We start from the raw sequence: 17,035 nt of genomic DNA on the forward strand, positions 1-17,035 counted from the left end.
ATGTTGTGACGAACGTGGAACATGCCGCCGCCGCCAGGCGCCGGCGTGGCCTCAGATCGCCGGCCCGTCGGCGATCGCGGCCTGCGCGGCGGCGACCCGGGCGATCGGCACCCGGAACGGCGAGCACGACACGTAGTCGAGCCCGCTGTGGTGGAAGAAGTCGATCGAGTCCGGATCGCCTCCGTGCTCGCCGCAGATGCCGAGCTTGAGGTCGGCGCGGCCCTGGCGGCCCAGCCATGCGCCCATGCGCAGCATCTGCCCCACCCCCGGCGTGTCGATCGTCTCGAACGGCGACCGGTCGAGTATGTGCGTGTCGATGTACCGGCTGAGGATCTTGCCCTCGATGTCGTCGCGGCTGAAGCCGAGCGCCGTCTGGGTCAGGTCGTTCGTGCCGAACGAGAAGAAGTCGGCCTGCGTGGCGATGTGGTCGGCGATGAAGCACGCCCGCGGCAGCTCGATCATCGTGCCGACGCTGTAGTCGCGCCCACGCTCGAGGCCCTCGTCGTGGGCCACGCGCTCTACGAGGCCGCGCATGAGCTCGAGCTCGCGCTCGTAGCCGACGAGCGGGATCATGATCTCCAGGTGCGGCGCCGGTGAGACCGCCTTCGCCGCGCGGGCGATCGCGATCACCTGCATCTCGTAGATCTCCGGATACACGATGCCGAGGCGCACCCCGCGCATGCCGAGCATCGGGTTGACCTCCTCGAGCGCGCGCACCCGCTCGAGGGTGTGCTCGAGCGTGACGAGATCCTCGCTGCACTCGACGCGCGCGCGTTCCACCGCCCGCTCGACGTCCGAGCGGTGCGGGAGGAACTCGTGCAGCGGCGGGTCGAGCAGCCGGATCGTCACCGGCAGGCCCTCCATCGCCTCGAACAGGCCCGCGAAGTCCTCCTGTTGGAGCGGACGCAGCTTCGCCAGCGCCGCGCGGCGCCCCTCCTCGTCGTCAGCGAGGATGACGTCGGCCATGAGCTGCTGGCGCTCGCCGAGGAACATGTGCTCGGTGCGGCACAGGCCGATGCCCTCGGCGCCGAACTCGCGCGCGCGGAGGGCGTCGTCGGGCGTGTCGGCGTTCGCGCGCACGCCGAGGCGGCGCAGCTCGTCGCACCAGGCGAGGACGGTCTCGAAGTGCTCGGAGACCTCGGGCTCGACGAGCGGGACGTCGTCGACCGTCAGCGTGCCGGTCGTGCCGTCGATCGCGATCAGGTCGCCGGCGTGCAGGACCGTGTCGCCCACGCGGGCCTCGCCGGTGGCGAGATCGATCTCGACGTCGCTGGCGCCCGTCACCGCCGGCACCCCCATGCCGCGGGCGACGAGCGCCGCGTGGCTGGCCTTGCCGCCCTCGCTCGTGAGGATGCCCTTGGCCGCGTGGAAGCCGGCGACGTCGTCGGCCTCGGTGAACGGCCGCACGAGGATGACGCCCTCGCCGCGCTCTCCGGCCTCGACCGCCTCGCTCGCCGTGAAGACGACCGCGCCCTTCGCGGCGCCGGGCGAAGCGGCGACGCCCTGCGCGAGGATCGTGTAGGCGGCGTCCGGGTCGAAGGTCGGGTGCAGGAGCGCGTCGAGCTTCTCGGCGTCGATCGTGGCGATCGCCTCCTCGCGCGCGAGCAGGCCCTCGCCCACCGCGTCGACCGCGAAGCGCACGGCGGCCTGGGCCGGGCGCTTGGCGCTGCGCGTCTGCAGCATGTAGAGGCGCCCCTCCTCGACGGTGAACTCGCAGTCCTGCATGTCCTTGTAGTGCGCCTCGAGCGTGCGCAGGATGCCGGTGAGCTGCTCGTGGATCTCGGGCTGCCAGTCGCGCAGCTCGGCGATGTCGCGGGTGTTGCGCACGCCGGAGACGACGTCCTCGCCCTGCGCGTTGGCGAGGAAGTCGCCGGAGGGCTCGGGCGCGCCGGTGACCTCGTCGCGACTGAACGCGACGCCGGAGCCCGACGTGTCGCCCTTGTTGCCGAACACCATCTGCTGGACGTTGACCGCGGTGCCCCAGTCGTCGGGGATGCGGTTGATGCGGCGGTACGTGACCGCGCGGTCGCCGGTCCAGGAGTCGAAGACGGCGCGGATCGCCTGCTCGAGCTGGGCCGCCGGGTCCTGCGGGAAGTCGTAGAAGCCCTGGAACGAGCGCGTCAGCTCGCGCAGCGCGTCGACGTCGAGGTCGGTGTCGAGCTGGACCCCGCGCTCGCGCTTGACGCGCTTGATCTCGTCCTCGAAGCGCTCGCCCTCGACGTCGCGCACGACGTTGCCGAACATCTGCACGAAGCGGCGGTACGAGTCCCAGGCGAAGCGCTCGTTGCCGGTCCTGTCGGCCAGGCCCTCGACGGACCGGTCGTTGAGCCCGAGGTTCAGGACGGTGTCCAGCATCCCGGGCATCGACTCGCGGGCGCCGCTGCGCACGGAGACGAGCAGCGGGTCCGACGGATCGCCGAGCGTCCTGCCGGCGTGCTCCTGCAGGCGGTGAAGCGCCTTGCGGACCTGCTCGTCCATGCCGTCCGGCGCGCGACCGTCGCGCATGTAGGCGACGCACGCCTCGGTCGTGATGGTGAACCCGGCCGGCACGCGCTCGGCGCCCAGCACCCGCGTCATCTCGGCGACGTTCGCGCCCTTGCCGCCCAGCAGCTCGCGCATGTCGCGCGAGCCCTCGGAGAAGTCGTAGACCCAGCGCATGGCGGGACAGTACCCGGTCGCGCCGTGGCAATGTATCCACCGTCGGGATTGCATCCACCGACAGCGCGGCGGGTCACGGATCGGCCGGCGCACACCCGGCGAGCGGAGAAGCGCGGGCGGGCGCGGCCGGACTACGCCGACGCGGCCCGCAGCCGCACGTGCGCGTGATGCTCGGCGGTCTCGCGGATCGCCCGCTCGGCCTGGCGCAGCGCCCGCGGGGACGCGTCCGGAGCCTCGCGCAGCGTGCGGCCGATCGAGTCGGTCATGAACCGGTGGGCCTCCTCGTCGAGCGGGAAGGCCGAGGCCTCGCAGGCGCCGCACACCACGCCGCCGGCGGCGCCCGAGAAGCCCGTGAGGTGCTCGCGCTCGCCGCAGCTCGCGCACGCCGTGAGCTGGGGCGCGAGGCCCGCGGCGAGCAGGAGCTTCATCCGGAACGCGAGCTGGTTGGCCAGTGTGGCGGCGGCCGGGTCCGCGTCGAGCAGCGCGAGCTCGTGACAGAGCAGGTGGTAGACGGGCGGATGGGGGTCGGCGGTCTCGAACAGGCGGGAGACCGCGTCGCACGAACGGCCCGCCGCGTCGAGCGTCGCGGCGCTGTCGCGCAGCCGGCGGTGCGCCGCGACGGTGTCCGCGCCGGTGACCGTCATCAGGTCGCTGCGGCCTTCGTGCAGCAACAGCGCGACCCGCGAGAAGGGCTCGAGGCGACCGCCGAAGCGGCTGCGTGCGCGGCGCACGCCCTTGGCCATCGCGCTGACGCGCCCGCGATCCTCGGTGTAGAGGTGCAGGATGCGATCCGCCTCGCCGTAGCGCATGGAGCGTAGGACGATCGCCTCCGTCTTCACCTGACCGGGAACCGGCTCACCCCCTCGCTATACTTAGTGAAGTAATGAATCGCGTCATCGTCTATTCCACCGACCCCTGTTCCTTCTGCTCGCAGGCCAAGGCCCTGCTCTCCAAGCGCGGCATCGCATTCGAGGAGATCAATCTCGCAAAGGACCCGGCTGGACGGGTCGCGCTGCACGAGAAGACGGGCATGATGAGCTTCCCGCAGATCGTGATCGACGGCGAGGTCGTCGGCGGGTTCCGCGAGCTCGTCCAGGCCGACCGCAGCGGCCGGCTCAGCGAGCTGCTGGCGGCGTAGCCGCCTCCCCGGTCGCCGCCGCCCGCACCGGCGGCACGAAGAACCGGCCCACGACGGGCACCTCCAGGAAGCCCTCGACGCTGGCGTAGAGCAGCGCGACCTTCGGCAGCGCGCCCAGGTCGTCGATGACCAGTGACCGCGGCAGCCACTCGGGATAGAACTTCGCGTTGAAGTCGCGCAGCGACTGGATCTGGAAGAACGGGTTCAGGCCGCGCGCGATCCGCCGTTCGACCCGGCCCCACACGCCGGCGTCCTGCGCGCTGTCGAGCAGGCGCCCCCAGGCGGCGAAGTTCAGCGACAGCCGCTTGACGCCCTCCTCGCGCAGCGCGACCGCGGCGTTCGCGATGAGGAACTCGGTCAGGCCGTTCTCGGAGTCCGGCTTGCGGCGCATGAGGTCGAGCGAGTAGCCCATCTCCTGCGCGTCGTAGGCGGGGATGAAGCGCAGGAACCCGGCGGGCTCGCCCGAGCGGTCGCGGGCCAGCGCGATGCGGAAGTCCGGGTTGACGCCCTTGACGTCCTCGCCCAGCTCCATCGTGAACCCGCGCTCCTCGGCGCCCTGGCGCCACATCTCGCTGATCGCGTTGAGCTGCGCGACGAGCTCCGGCGGCGCCTGGTCCTCGTGCAGCAGCTCGAAGCTGTGCTCGCGCCCGACGCGGTTGACCGCCTCGCGCACGGCCTTCATGCGCCGCCCCTCGAGCCGGAACTCGTCCGGGTGCAGGACCGCCTCGTCGCCGAGGTACAGGACGTGCATGCCCCGCTCGCGGTAGAGCTCGGCGTCCGCCTCGCGCACGGCGAGGAACGCGACGCTCCAGCCGTTGCCGCGGCAGAACTCGAGGAACTCGTCGAGCGTGCGCCCGGTGTCCTCGGGCGGCCCGACCGGGTCCGCGGCGACCATCGCATGCCCGCGCACGTACGCGTATGCGATCAGCGAGCGGCCGTCGGAGGAGAAGAAGTAGCTCTTGTCGCGGCGCAGGGCGAAGTACGCCAGCGTGTCCCGGCCGTAGGCGCGCACGATCTGGTCCGCGCGCCGGCGCGCGGACTCGTCGGGCGGCACCTTCTGCACGAGCGGCCGCAGCAGCAGGTAGAGCAGGATCAGCGCGCCGGCGATGCCGAGCGCCAGCAGCGCGGTCGGGAAGAAGTCGTTGAACAGCTCCCGCTTGTACGTGTAGGTCCCGTTGAGGCCGATGAGCCCGCCGAAGATCGTCTTCAGCCCGCCGCCGATGCCGAGCCGCGGCTCCAGGTGGTTGGCCTGGGTCAGCAACGAGGCGAAGCCGAACGTGAGCACGACCGCGACGTACAGCGGGACGAACATCAGCACGTCGGCGAGCGAGCCCGGATCGCTGCGCGCCCGGAAGTCGGTCCGGTACCACAGCAGGGCGAAGAGCATCGCCAGGTCGACGAGCAGCGGGATCGGGTCGGGGCCCTTGAGGAGGTGCACGACCGCCGCCACGCCGAACAGCGCGACCGCGATGTACCACGCCCGCCGCCGCCCCAGGTACAGCTGGCGGGCGACCGCGATCAGCCCGATGCCGATGACGACCGAGATGACGAACGTCACCGCGCGGCTGGGGCGGTCGAGGAGGTTGCCGATCCCGAACGACCAGTCGATCAGCGGGATCGAGGGCAGCAGCGACAACAGGCCGACGATCCCCGTCAGCCACGACAGCGGCTTCAGCGACACCGGCCGGCGGGTGGGCGCCCGGAAGGTCGGCGGCTCGACGGCGTGCGGCGGCGCGGGCGGCTCGATGACGCCGGCCTCCCCCGCCTCGGCGGCGACGTGCGTGACCCCCGCGCCGTCCGCCGCCGGCTGCGCCTCGGGCGCGCCCGCCTCCGGCCGCAGCGTCGGGAAGAGGATGACCTCGCGGATCGTCTCGACGCCGGTGAGCAGCATGACCAGGCGGTCCATGCCGATCCCGAGCCCGCCGGTCGGTGGCAGCCCGTACTCGAGCGCCTGCACGTAGTCGTCGTCGACGGGCTCGGCCTCGGCGTCCCCGCCCGCCTGCAGCACCGCCTCGGCGCGGAACCGCTCGGCCTGGTCGACCGGGTCGTTGAGCTCGGAGTAGGCGTTGGCCAGCTCGCGGCCCGCGACCACCAACTCGAAGCGCTCCACCAGCGCGGGGTCGTCGCGGTGCGCCTTGGCCAGCGGCGAGGTCTCGCGCGGGTGGTCCATGACGAACGTCGGCTCGACGAGCAGGTGCTCGGAGCTCGCGTCGTAGACCTCGCTCATGATCTTGCCCGAGCCCCATACCTCGAGCCACTCGACCCCGAGCCTGTCGGCGATCGCGCGCGCGTCCTGCACCGGCATCGACGGGTGCATGTCGACGCCCGCGTTCTCCTTGATGAGCTCGGCCATCGTCGCGCGGCGCCACGGCGGTTTGAGGTCGACGTCGCGGCCCTCGATCTGCACGACCGTCGTGCCGAGGGCGTCCATCGCCGAGGCCGCGACGATGGCCTCGGTGAGCTCCATCATGTCGTGGTAGTCGCCGAACGCCTGATAGGCCTCGAGCTCGGTGAACTCGGGGTTGTGGCGCGTGTCGAGCCCCTCGTTGCGAAAGACCCGGCCGATCTCGAACACGCGGTTCATGTCGCCGACGATCAGGCGCTTGAGCGGCAGCTCGAGCGCGATGCGCAGCGTCATGTCGAGGTCGAGCGCGTTGTGGTGGGTGAAGAACGGCCGCGCCGCGGCACCGCCCGCCTGGCCCAGGAGGACGGGCGTCTCGACCTCGCGGAACCCGCGCTCGGTCAGCACCCGGCGCGTCGTGGCGATCACCTTCGACCGGATGTCGAAGATCTGGCGCGTGCGCTCGTTGGCGATGAGGTCGAGGTAGCGCTGGCGGTAGCGCGTCTCGGCGTCGGTCAGGCCGTGGCGCAGGTCGGGCAGCGGGCGCAGGGCCTTGGACAGCAGCTCGAACCCGGCGAGCCGGATCGACAGCTCGCCGCGCTGGGAGACCACCACGGTCCCCTCCACGCCGACCCAGTCGCCGAGGTCGAGGTCGGCGAAGTCGCGCAGGATCCCGTCGCCGAGCACGCTGCGGTCGGCGAGCAGCTGGATCGTGCCGGTCTCGTCGCGCAGGTCGGCGAAGTCCAGCCCGCCGTGACGGCGCAGGCCGATGACGCGCCCGGCGGCCTTGACCACCACGCCGGCGTCGGCGCCCGGAGCGAGGTCGCCGTAGCGCTCGTGCAGGACGGCGGCGGTCGTGTCGCGATCGAAGCGCGCGGGATACGGCTGGATGCCGCGCGCCCGCAGCGCATCGAGCTTCTGAAGGCGGTGCGCCCGCTCGCTCTCCTGGAAGGAGGCAGACTCGGCGGCGGACTCGTCGATGGTGCTCACGGGGTCGGACATGCTCGCAGGTGCTTCGGCCGTCACGCCGCGGAACTTGAGCGGTCGGTCCCGCCGCACCGACTGGCAGGATCCGCGCGTGGCGAACGGAAACCTCGACGCGATCGTCGCTCAGGCCGAGCACGACCGGACACGGCTCGACTCGAACGCGCTGGGGCCGGTCAGCCTCACGGCGCTGGGGATCGCGTCGGTGGTCGGCGCGGGGATCTTCGTGACGACCGGCGAGGCCGCGGCGCAGTACGCGGGGCCCGCGGTCGTCTTCTCGTTCCTGATCGCCGGACTCGCCGCCGGGGTGACGGCGCTCTGCTACGCCGAGCTGGCGTCGATGATCCCGGCCGCCGGGTCCACGTACTCGTACGCGTACGCGGTGTTCGGCATCTTCCTGGCCTGGTTCATCGGCTGGGACCTGCTCCTGGAGTACCTCTTCGCCGCGTCGACGGTCGCGGTCGGCTGGGCGGGCTACTTCGACTCGATGCTGCGGTCGGCGGGGATCCACCTGCCCGACGCGCTCGTCGATCCGCCGTTCGGGGACGGCAGCGGCGTCGTCAACGTCCCGGCCATGGCGATCGTCTTCCTCACGTGCGGGCTGCTCTACCTCGGCACGCGCGAGTCGGCCCGCGCCAACAACGCGCTGGTGGCCCTCAAGCTCGGCGCGCTGGCGCTGTTCATCGGCGTCGGCGTGTTCTTCGTCGCCGGGTCGAACTGGAAGCCGTTCGTGCCGCCCAACGAGGGCGGGTTCGGCGAGTTCGGCGCGACCGGCATCCTGCGCGCGGCCGGCGTCGTGTTCTTCGCCTACGTCGGCTTCGACGCGGTGTCGACGGCGGCGGCGGAGTCGCGCAACCCGCGGCGCACGATCCCGATCGGGCTGCTCGGCACCGTGATCGTCTCGACGCTGCTCTACGTGGCGATCGGGACCGTCATGACGGGGATGGTCGACTACCACCAGCTCAACGTCCCCGACCCGCTCGCCGAGGCGGTGCGCTCGGCCGGCTCGTCGCTGGACTGGCTGGAGACGATCATCAACATCGCCGCGGTGGTCGGCCTGGCCGCGACCGTGCTGGTCACGTTCTACGGGCAGACGCGCATCTTCATGCGCATGTCCTCCGACGGGATGCTGCCCGACCGGCTCGGCAAGGTGAGTGGACGCTTCCAGACGCCCGGCCAGGCGACCCTGCTGTGCGCCGTGGCCGGCGCGATCGTGGCCGGCCTGCTGCCGATCGACGTCCTCGGCGACCTCGTCTCGATCGGCACGCTGCTGTCCTTCCTCATCGTGTGCTCCGGCGTGGTGATCCTGCGCCGCCGCCGGCCGGACCTCGAGCGGCCGTTCCGCGTCCCCGCCGTGCATCTGGTCGCCGGCACCGGGATCGTCTGCTCCGTCGGGCTCATCGCGACGCTGCCGGTCACGACGTGGATCCGCCTGGTGGTGTGGCTGCTGATCGGGCTCCTGATCTTCTTCACCTACGCCAAGCCGCGCAGCAGCGCACGGATGGCGGCGCTAGCCGCCGGCGGGGGCGGCGGCGGTCCCGGCGACGGCGCTGCCTGAGCCGGGCTTGGCGACCACCGTTCCCTCCTGCGTGCGGGCGAGGACGACCATCCCCGCCAGCGCGGCGCCCAGCGCGATCAGCGTGGCGATCCAGCCGAGCGTCGTCTCGTGCAGCGACTCCTGCAGCAGCGTCACCGCGAGCACGACGCTGACGATCGGGTCGAACGCCATCTGCGTGGCGACCGCGGGGGCGAGCGCGCCGGTGTTCAACGACATCTGGCTGAGCGTCATCGAGATGTAGCCGACGACGATCAGCGCGTACAGCGGCCAGCTCGTGAAGACCTCGAGCACGCCGTCGTCGAAGCGGTGGCCGGTCACGTCCGTGAGCGCGGCGCTCAGCCCGAACAGGACGCCGGTCGCCGTGCCCAGGACGGCGGCCTTCGGCGCGGTCGCCAGCCGCCGGGACGCCATCAGGAGCGGGATCACGACGACCGCGCAGGCCCCGGCGGCGATCAGCCACTCGCGCAGCGGCGCGTCGTCGCGTCCGCCCGACGGGTTGGCGATCGTCAGGAACGCGATCAGCCCGACGGTGACGACGACGGCGGCGACCACGTCGATGCGCCGGACGCGCTGTCCCGTGAGGCGCGCGCCGAGCGGCAGCGCGAACACGACGCTGAAGACGAGCAGCGGCTGCACGACCGCCAGCCGGCCGATCGACAGCGCCGCGAACTGGCAGAGGAAGCCGATCGCGTCGCAGCAGATGCCGGCCAGCCAGACCGGCCGCTTGGCCATCTGGACGAGCAGGCCGGCGCCCGATCCGGTGGTCGGCTCGTCCAGGCCGCCCTTCTGCTGCAGGACCGTGCCGAGCGCGAAGAACAGCGCGGCGAGGAGCGCGAGGCCGATGTCCACGCGCCGGGAGGCTACTAGGGGCTCCGACGCCGGCCCGCGGCCTCCAAGATGGGCGTGCAGCCGCTGCCCGGCGGGAGGCGGGCCCCCGTGCGTCTACCTGTGACGGCGCACGCCGCGCGGCGGGCGCTGGCAGTGCTCGCAGGCGTACGTGCCGCGGCCCGCGGCGACGAACTTCACGATCTCCGTGCCGCAGCGCGGGCACGGCTCGCCGCGGCGGCGGTGCACGAGGAACTCGTTCTGGAAGGCGCCCTCGACGCCGTCGGCGTGGCGGAAGTCGTCGATCGTCGCGCCGCCGGCGCCGATCCCGGCGTTGAGGACCTCGACGATCGCGCCGCGCAGGGCGTCGAGCTGCGGGCGCCTGACCGTGCCCGCGGGCCGCAGCGGGTGGATCTGCGCGCGGAAGAGCGCCTCGTCGGCGTAGATGTTGCCGACGCCGGCGATGCGCCGCTGGTCGAGCAGCACCGCCTTGATCGGCGCGCGGCGGCCGCGGGCGGCGGCGCACATGGCGTCCGTGGTGAACTCGGGTCCGAGCGGCTCCACGCCTACGCGGGCGGCGAAGAACGCGTCGAGCGCGTCGCCGCCCAGCGCGAGCTCGCCGGTGCCGAAGCGGCGCGGGTCGCAGAACGCGATGTCGGGGCCGTCGTCGTCGCCGGCGAAGCGCCACCGGACGCGCTCGTAGCGGGTGCCGGGCGGCGGATCGATGAGCAGCGTGCCGGTCATGCGCAGGTGGGCGAGCAGGAACGCGTCGCCCTCGAGCGCCCAGACGAGGTACTTCCCGCGCCGGTCCAGGCGCTCGACGCGGCGGCCTTCGACGGCGGCCTTGAGCTCGGCGGGCGCGAGCGGCCGGCACCAGCGGGCGTCGTCGATGCGCAGCTCGCGCAGCGTGCGACCCTCGACCACCGGCGCGAGCTGGCGGCGGATCGTCTCGACCTCGGGAAGCTCGGGCATGGGCGCGCTGGAGCGTAGTCCCCGCGGCGAGTTGCGCTTTGTGTCCGAGGGGTGGACACGAAGCGCAACTCGGCGCTCAGATGAAGGCGCGGCCCGGCAGGCCCGCCGCGTCGGCGCCCGCCAGCCACCTGTGCACCGTCGCGCCGACGTCGGCCAGCGCGCCGTCGTGCCGGAAGCCCGGCCGGTCCGGCTGCACGACCGCCAGCAGCGGCGCGTGCTCACGCGTGTGATCGGAGTGCGCCGCCGCCGGGTCGCAGCCGTGGTCGGCGGTGATGATCAGCAGGTCGTCGCGGCGCAACTGCGCCATCCAGCGCCCCACCTCGGCGTCGATCTCGCGCAGCGCGCGGTGAAAGCCGTCGACGTCCTTGCGGTGCCCGTAGACCTGGTCGGTCTCGATGAGGTTCGTGAAGATCAGCCCGCCTTCGAGCTCGTGCAGCAGCCGGCCCGTCGAGGCGAGCGCGGCCTCGTTCGTCGCGCCGGGATGGGCCCGGTCGATCCCGCGCCCCGCGAACAGGTCGTCGACCTTGCCCACCGCGTGCACCGCCACGCCCGCGTCGCGCAGCGCGTCGAGGTAGGACTCCCGCGGCGGGGCGAGGGCGAAGTCGCGGCGCCCTGCCGTGCGGCGGAAGTCGCCCGGGCGCCCCTCGAACGGCCTCGCGATCACCCGCCCCACGTCGACCAGCTCGCGCGCCGCGGCGCACACGGCGTACAGCTCGTCCGGCGCGACCCGGTCCACGTGCGCCGCGATCTGGAGCACCGAGTCCTGCGACGTGTAGAGGATCAGCGCCCCGGTCCGCAGGTGCTCCTCGCCGAAGTCATCGAGCACGGCGATGCCGTTCGCGGGCCGGTTCGCGACGAACTCGTGCCCGGTCGCGCGCCGCAGTGCGTCCACCACCTCGTCCGGGAAGCCCGCCGGATACGTGGGTGCGGGCGCCTCGGAGACGACGCCCATGAGCTCCCAGTGCCCGGCCGTCGAGTCCTTGCCGTGGCCTTGCGCGGCCAGCCGGCCGTGCACGACGGGCGCGGCGGCCGGTGCCACGCCGCGCAGCGGAAGGATCGAGCCGAGCCCGAGCGAGCCGAGCACCGGCAGGTCGAGTCCCCCGACCGCCTCGGCGAGGTGGGCGAGCGTGTTCGTGCCCGCGTCGCCGTACTCGCCCGCGTCGGGGAGCGCCCCCGCGCCGCAGGCATCGATGACCACGACCGCGGCACGCCTCATTCCCGCCCGATGCTAATGGGCGACCGTGGCGCGCGGGTGCGCCGCGAAGTACACGTCCTTGAGCCGGTCGGCCGACAGGTGCGTGTAGATCTGCGTCGTGGCGATGTCCGCGTGCCCGAGCATCTCCTGCAGCGAGCGCAGGTCGCAGCCGCCGGCGAGCAGGTGCGTGGCGAAGGTGTGGCGCAGCGTGTGCGGGCTCATGCGGTCGTCGAGGCCCGCCGCGCGCGCATGGCGCTGGACGATCTTGTACAGCCCCTGGCGCGTGAGCCCCGCCCCGCGCTGGTTGACGAACAGGTGCGGCTCAGGCGCCAGGCCGACGAACGCCGGCCGGCCGCGCTCGACGTAGATCCGCACCGCGTTGACCGCCTCCCGTCCGATGGGCACGAGGCGCTCCTTGGAGCCCTTGCCGGCCGCGCGCAGCACTCCCGCCTCGAGGTCGAGATCGGCGAGCGTGAGCCCGATCGCCTCCGACGCACGCAGCCCGCACGCGTACATGAGCTCCAGCAGCGCGCGGTCGCGCAGCGCGGCCGGGTCCGTGCCCCGCGGGGCCGCCAGCAGCCGGGCGACGTCGTCGCGGCTGAGCACGTTGGGCAGCCGCTGATCCTTGCGCGGCGCCCGCAGGTCGGCGGTCGGGTCGTGGTCGAGGATCTCCTCGCGGCGCAGGTGGCGGTAGAACGAGCGCAGGCACGCGGCCTTGCGCTGCAGCGTCGCGTTCGCCGCCGGGGCGCGCTCGGGCGGGTCGCCGGTGGCGAGGTCGGTGAGGAACGCCGCGAGGTCGGCGTGCGTGGCGCTCATGACGTCGACGCCGCGCGGGCGCATCCACGCTCCGACCTGCAGCAGGTCGGACCGGTAGGCCTCGAGCGTGTTGCGCGACAGGCCGCGCTCGAACTCCAGGTAGGCCAGGAAGTCGAGGACGAGGGGCTCGAAGGCTCGGGGCTGCGCGGTGGCTGTCACGCCAGCCGGATTCGCCCGTGCGCCGGCGTTCCCTGTGCCTGCAAGGCGCCGATCAGGAACACTGCCCCGCGTGGAGCCCTGGCCCATCTGCGACGACGCGGTCCTGCGCCCGTTCGCCGAGAGCGACGCGGACGAGCTGCACGCCGCCATCGAGGCCAACCGCGACCACCTGTCGGAGTGGCTGCCCTGGGCGCCGCGCCAGGGTCGCGCCCAGACGCTTGAGTTCCTGCGCACCGCGCAGCGCCAGGCCGCCGCGAACGACGGCCTGCAGCTGGCGATCGTCGAGCGCGGGCGGATCGTCGGCTCGGCCGGCTTCCACACCATCGACTGGCCGCGGAGGTTCACGTCGATCGGCTACTGGCTCGCGCGCGACGCCCAGGGCCGCGGCCTGGCGACGCGGGCGGTGCGTGCGTGCGTCGTGCACGCCTTCGGCGAGTGGCGGCTCGAGCGGATCGAGATCCGCGCGGCGCCCGAGAACGCGCGCAGCCGCGCGATCCCGGAGCGCCTCGGCTTCCGCGAGCTGGGCGTCCTGCGGGGCGTCGAGCGCGTGGGCGACCGCTGGGTCGATCACGTCGTCTACGAGCTGCAGGCGGCCGACTGGCCGCGCCCGCTCAGCGACCGGCCAGACGCTCCTTGAGCAGGAGCAGGCCGATGAGCGTCTTGGAGTCCTTGGAGCGGGCGATCGCGTCGTCGAGGCGGTCCAGCGGCCAGGCCACGACCTCGATGCGCTCCTCCTCGTCGGCGTCGGCGCCGGCGTCCGAGAGGCCGGTGGCGAGGTAGATGTGGATCTCCTCGTCCATCACGCCGCAGCTCGTGTAGAACGACTTCAGGTGCTCGAAGCGCTCGGCGCGCTTGCCGACCTCCTCGGCGAGCTCCCGCTGGGCGTTGGCCTCGGGCGACTCGCCCTCGACGTCGAGCTTGCCGGCCGGGATCTCGAGCATGTCCGCCTCCCCCACCGCCTGCCGGGGCTGCACGACGAGCCACACGTGGTCGTCCTCGAGCGGGATGGTCGCGACGGCGCCGGGATGGCGCACGATCTCGCGCTCCACGACCGCGCCGTCCTCGACGAAGCGGAACGCCACCTCGTCGACGCTGACGACCTTGCCCTCCCAGACGGTCCGCGGCTCACCGGCGGCCTCGAAATCGCGTTCGCTCATCGCCCGGAGGCTAGGACCCGCCCGGCGGCTGCGGCGGCGGCGAAGAAGAGCGGGTCGTCGCGGCCCATCGAGCGCAGCGGCCACGGGTAGCCGTCCAGCGCGCCCGAGGCGACCCGCCAGTCGTGGCGGTCGTCCGGCGCCGATTGGCCCTCCGGCAGCGCGACGATGACCGGCGCCAGCAGCATCTCGAGCACGGTCCGCGTGTGGTGCGAGAGGCCGCGGTGGCGCTGGCGCGGGTCGGCGCTCGACATCCGCGCCACGACGAGCGTCGGGAGGCCGAGCGCCAGCGCGGCGTGCGCCGAGTCGAGCGCCGCAAGCCCGCCGTGGCCGAGCGCGGTCCCCGAGCCGAGGATGCCCGGCCCCGGCCCGCACGCGACCGCGTCGCAGCGCTCGAGGGCGGCGCACAGCCCGCCGGCGGTCGTGATCGCCTCGAGCTCGCCGCCGTATGCCGGCCCCGCCGTGACGTGGACCTCCAGCAGGCCCGCCTCGCGCAGCTCACCGGCGGTGCGCGACAGCCGGCCGGGCAGCGCACCGCCGGCCGTCTGCACGTAGCCGAGCCGCGCCCCGGGCGCGGCCTGGCCGAACGCCCACGCGAGCGCGGGAAGCTGGCCGTGCGCGCCGAACACGGCGACGGGACCGCGGGCGGCGAGCGGGTCGCCGTCGGCCGCGTGGACCGCGTGCTGCAGCGGCGTGTAGTTCAGCTTCATCACGTGCGCGCCCGAGCGATCGGCCGCCTCCAGCCCGCGGGTCAGGTTCACGGCGACGACGTCGTAGCCGCCCGATCCGAGGCCGAGCCCGCGCGCCTGCACGTTGACGACGACGTCGTCGCCCACCTGCGCCGGCGGGTGCAGCGCCGGGTCGCTCCACGCCGGGCCCAGGTCGGTCTGCAGCCAGGCGCCGTCGGCGGCGGTCACGGAGGCGCGGCGCAGCTCGAGCACGGGCGCGACGGTACCGCCCCAACACGTCTCCGTACTTCTCCACAGACCTACGCCGGCGAAGTTGAATCCGGATTCAACTTGGTCTACGGTCTGGCCATGGACTTCGAACCCACCCAACGCTGCCGCGAGTTCAGCGAGCGCCTCGAGGCGTTCATGGATGAGCGCGTCTACCCCGCCGAGTCCGTCTACGGGGAGCAGCTGCACGCGGGCGACGACCCGCACGGACAGCCGGCCGTGATGGAGGAGCTCAAGGAGGAGGCGCGCGCCCGCGGCCTCTGGAACCTCTTTCACCCCGACCCCGCGTACGGCCCCGGCCTGACCTACAACGAGTACGCCCCGCTGGCCGAGATCAGCGGCCGCAGCTTCATCGCGCCCGAGGCGATCAACTGCGCCGCGCCGGACACGGGCAACATGGAGGTCCTGACGCAGTTCGGGACCGAGGAGCAGAAGGAGCGCTGGCTGCGGCCGCTGCTCGACGGCGAGATCCGCTCGGCGTTCGCGATGACCGAGCCGGACGTCGCCTCCTCGGACGCCACGAACATCCAGCTGCGCATCGAGCGCGACGGCGACGACTACGTCCTCAACGGGCGCAAGTGGTGGACGTCGGGCGCGATGCGCGACCGCTGCCAGATCTTCATCGTCATGGGCAAGACCGACCCGGACGGCCCCACCTACAAGCAGCAGTCGATGATCCTCGTGCCGCGCGACACGCCCGGCGTGACCATCGTGCGCAACCTCCCGGTGTTCGGCTACATCGACGCCGAGGGCCACGCCGAGGTGACGTTCGAGGACGTCCGCGTGCCGGCGTCCAACCTGCTCGCCGGCGAGGGCGACGGCTTCATGATCGCCCAGGCGCGGCTCGGCCCGGGACGCATCCACCACTGCATGCGGACGATCGGCGCGGCCGAGCGGGCGCTCGAGGCGCTGTGCCGGCGCGCGCTCGCGCGCGAGACGTTCGGCGCGCCCGTGGCGACGCGGTCGAACGTCATCGACTGGATCGCCGAGTCGCGGATCGACCTCGAGATGATCCGCCTGCTGACGCTGAAGACCGCGTGGCTCATCGACACGGTCGGCAACAAGCACGCGCGCACGGAGATCGCGGCGATCAAGGTCGCGGCGCCGACGCTCGCGCTGAAGGTCATCGACCGCGCGATCCAGGTCCACGGCGGCGGCGGCGTCACCGACGACTTCCCGCTGGCGAAGATGTACGCGCACGTGCGCACGCTGCGGCTGGCCGACGGCCCCGACGAGGTGCACAAGCTGTCGATCGCGCGGCGCGAGCTGCGCCAGTACATGGTCGAGGCGCAGGCCGCCGTGGTCTGACGGTCAGTCGCCGGGCACGCACTCCGGCCGGCGCTGCCGGGCGGCGCGCGTGCCGGCGATGCCGGCGACCGCCACGGCGGCGATGGTCAGCGCGACGCTGACGACCGTCTGTGCGCTCACGGTGTGGCCGCTCGACGGCTCGAACAGGTCGATCAGCAGACCGCCCGTCGTCTGGCCGGCGACGAGGCCGAGGATGACCGGCAGCACGCCGAAGAGGCTCACGAGCTTGGAGAGGGTGGCCGCGATGGCGGCGCCGAGGAAGCCACCGACCCAGTCCTCGGGCGGCGCGGACCAGCCGTTGGGCGGCTGGAAGCCGGTGAGGATCGCGGTCACGACGACGAGTGCCGTCGTGCCCACGAGGAAGTTCACGAGCGCCGACGCGATCGGCTGACCACTCACGCGGGTCATGTGGCCGAGTCCCGCCTGCTGGATCGCGACCCCCACCCCGGCGACCACGACGAGGGCGAGAAGCCCGAGCTTCGGGTCCCCGTTCGCGCCGATCGCCCCGAGCGCCACCGCGACGAGCGCCAGGGCGATGGCCAGGACGCGCGCGGCGGTGACCGGTCGCTTGCCGCCGGGCGCCAGGCCGATGCGATCGACGACGAGCGCGCCGAACACCTGCCCCACGACGACCGCGACGAACAGCAGCGCCACGCCGATCTCCGGCGCCGCCTCGGAGCTGACGGTGATGAAGTAGGCGCCGCTCAGCCCCACGAGCAGGTGCCACCACCGTGGCCGCAGCCCGCTCTCGCGCATCTGGGCCAGCGCCCGCTGCGGGATGCGCCACACGGCCGACACGCACAGCAGCGCGACCAGGCCCACGAGGTTGTTCACGCTGCCGGCGATCTCGGCGGAGCCGAGGTGGCTGCGCAGCCGCCCGGTCAGGAAGATCTGCAGCGCGAAGACGATGCCGGTGACGAACGCGGCGGTCAGGCCGAGCGCGGTCGAGTGGCTCCCGTGTGAGGCCACGA

The 17,035-nt window shown here is 73.0% G+C and carries 14 protein-coding genes; 4 read left to right on the forward strand and 10 right to left on the reverse strand.

Features of this window, described 5'->3' with window-relative positions:
• Positions 1-51: 51 nt before the first annotated feature.
• Together ppdK and recO are read right to left on the reverse strand one after the other, a co-directional pair.
• Complete coding sequence (ppdK, locus tag DSM104329_RS17560) at positions 52-2,658, reverse strand: pyruvate, phosphate dikinase (protein WP_259311147.1); 2,607 nt, start codon at positions 2,656-2,658, stop codon at positions 52-54.
• Positions 2,659-2,789: 131 nt separating this feature from the next.
• Complete coding sequence (gene recO / locus DSM104329_RS17565) at positions 2,790-3,497, reverse strand: DNA repair protein RecO (protein WP_259311148.1); 708 nt, start codon at positions 3,495-3,497, stop codon at positions 2,790-2,792.
• 44 nt (positions 3,498-3,541) lie between these two features.
• Here recO and DSM104329_RS17570 point away from each other — a divergent pair, with 44 nt between their 5' ends.
• Positions 3,542-3,796, forward strand: a complete 255-nt coding sequence (locus tag DSM104329_RS17570) for a glutaredoxin family protein (RefSeq protein ID WP_259311149.1) — start codon at positions 3,542-3,544, stop codon at positions 3,794-3,796.
• Here the strand turns inward: DSM104329_RS17570 and lysS are convergent.
• Positions 3,774-7,127 (reverse strand): lysine--tRNA ligase, encoded by a 3,354-nt coding sequence (lysS, locus tag DSM104329_RS17575; protein WP_259311150.1) that lies wholly within the window; start codon positions 7,125-7,127, stop codon positions 3,774-3,776. The two genes, DSM104329_RS17570 and lysS, sit on opposite strands and share 23 nt — an antisense overlap.
• A gap of 88 nt (positions 7,128-7,215) precedes the next feature.
• Between lysS and DSM104329_RS17580 the strand changes: the two genes are divergently transcribed.
• On the forward strand, positions 7,216-8,679 hold the full coding sequence (locus DSM104329_RS17580; protein WP_259311151.1) for an amino acid permease: 1,464 nt from the start codon (positions 7,216-7,218) through the stop codon (positions 8,677-8,679).
• Here DSM104329_RS17580 and DSM104329_RS17585 read toward each other — a convergent pair.
• The 4 genes from DSM104329_RS17585 to xerD all read right to left on the reverse strand — a co-directional run bounded on the left by DSM104329_RS17585 (position 8,632) and on the right by xerD (position 12,646).
• Positions 8,632-9,528 (reverse strand): DMT family transporter, encoded by an 897-nt coding sequence (locus DSM104329_RS17585; protein WP_259311152.1) that lies wholly within the window; start codon positions 9,526-9,528, stop codon positions 8,632-8,634. The two genes, DSM104329_RS17580 and DSM104329_RS17585, sit on opposite strands and share 48 nt — an antisense overlap.
• Before the next feature lie 93 nt (positions 9,529-9,621).
• Positions 9,622-10,476 carry a bifunctional DNA-formamidopyrimidine glycosylase/DNA-(apurinic or apyrimidinic site) lyase gene (gene mutM / locus DSM104329_RS17590; RefSeq protein WP_259311153.1) on the reverse strand — a complete coding sequence of 285 codons (855 nt, stop codon included), beginning with the start codon at positions 10,474-10,476 and terminating at the stop codon, positions 9,622-9,624.
• A gap of 76 nt (positions 10,477-10,552) precedes the next feature.
• Positions 10,553-11,692, reverse strand: a complete 1,140-nt coding sequence (locus DSM104329_RS17595; RefSeq protein ID WP_259311154.1) for a phosphopentomutase — start codon at positions 11,690-11,692, stop codon at positions 10,553-10,555.
• A gap of 12 nt (positions 11,693-11,704) precedes the next feature.
• Positions 11,705-12,646, reverse strand: coding sequence for a site-specific tyrosine recombinase XerD (xerD, locus tag DSM104329_RS17600; protein ID WP_259311155.1), 942 nt, complete (start codon positions 12,644-12,646; stop codon positions 11,705-11,707).
• A 70-nt stretch (positions 12,647-12,716) separates the two neighbouring features.
• On the opposite strand from xerD, the gene DSM104329_RS17605 reads away from it, so the two are divergent.
• The gene (locus DSM104329_RS17605) at positions 12,717-13,283 is read left to right on the forward strand and encodes a GNAT family N-acetyltransferase (RefSeq protein ID WP_259311156.1); all 567 of its coding nucleotides are present in this window, start codon (positions 12,717-12,719) and stop codon (positions 13,281-13,283) included.
• On the opposite strand, the gene DSM104329_RS17610 is transcribed toward DSM104329_RS17605, so the two are convergent.
• Complete coding sequence (locus tag DSM104329_RS17610; protein WP_259311157.1) at positions 13,258-13,803, reverse strand: NUDIX hydrolase; 546 nt, start codon at positions 13,801-13,803, stop codon at positions 13,258-13,260. The two genes, DSM104329_RS17605 and DSM104329_RS17610, sit on opposite strands and share 26 nt — an antisense overlap.
• Positions 13,800-14,741, reverse strand: coding sequence for a DUF3866 family protein (locus DSM104329_RS17615; protein WP_259311158.1), 942 nt, complete (start codon positions 14,739-14,741; stop codon positions 13,800-13,802). Before DSM104329_RS17615 ends, DSM104329_RS17610 begins: the two co-directional genes overlap by 4 nt.
• A gap of 96 nt (positions 14,742-14,837) precedes the next feature.
• Here DSM104329_RS17615 and DSM104329_RS17620 point away from each other — a divergent pair, with 96 nt between their 5' ends.
• Positions 14,838-16,064 carry an acyl-CoA dehydrogenase family protein gene (locus DSM104329_RS17620; protein WP_259311159.1) on the forward strand — a complete coding sequence of 409 codons (1,227 nt, stop codon included), beginning with the start codon at positions 14,838-14,840 and terminating at the stop codon, positions 16,062-16,064.
• 3 nt (positions 16,065-16,067) lie between these two features.
• Here the strand turns inward: DSM104329_RS17620 and DSM104329_RS17625 are convergent, their stop codons facing one another.
• Positions 16,068-17,033 carry a DMT family transporter gene (locus DSM104329_RS17625; RefSeq protein WP_259311160.1) on the reverse strand — a complete coding sequence of 322 codons (966 nt, stop codon included), beginning with the start codon at positions 17,031-17,033 and terminating at the stop codon, positions 16,068-16,070.
• Positions 17,034-17,035 lie beyond the last annotated feature (2 nt).

The sequence above is a fragment of the Capillimicrobium parvum genome (assembly GCF_021172045.1).
GTDB lineage: Bacteria > Actinomycetota > Thermoleophilia > Solirubrobacterales > Solirubrobacteraceae > Capillimicrobium > Capillimicrobium parvum.

Bases quoted from the DNA above. Each gene is read 5' to 3' on its own strand.
- ppdK (WP_259311147.1), bottom strand. From the start codon at position 2,658: ATGCGCTGGGTCTACGACTTCTCCGAGGGCTCGCGCGACATGCGCGAG.
- DSM104329_RS17570 (WP_259311149.1), top strand. From the start codon at position 3,542: ATGAATCGCGTCATCGTCTATTCCACCGACCCCTGTTCCTTCTGCTCG.
- mutM (WP_259311153.1), bottom strand. From the start codon at position 10,476: ATGCCCGAGCTTCCCGAGGTCGAGACGATCCGCCGCCAGCTCGCGCCG.
- DSM104329_RS17595 (WP_259311154.1), bottom strand. From the start codon at position 11,692: ATGAGGCGTGCCGCGGTCGTGGTCATCGATGCCTGCGGCGCGGGGGCG.
- DSM104329_RS17610 (WP_259311157.1), bottom strand. From the start codon at position 13,803: ATGAGCGAACGCGATTTCGAGGCCGCCGGTGAGCCGCGGACCGTCTGG.
- DSM104329_RS17620 (WP_259311159.1), top strand. From the start codon at position 14,838: ATGGACTTCGAACCCACCCAACGCTGCCGCGAGTTCAGCGAGCGCCTC.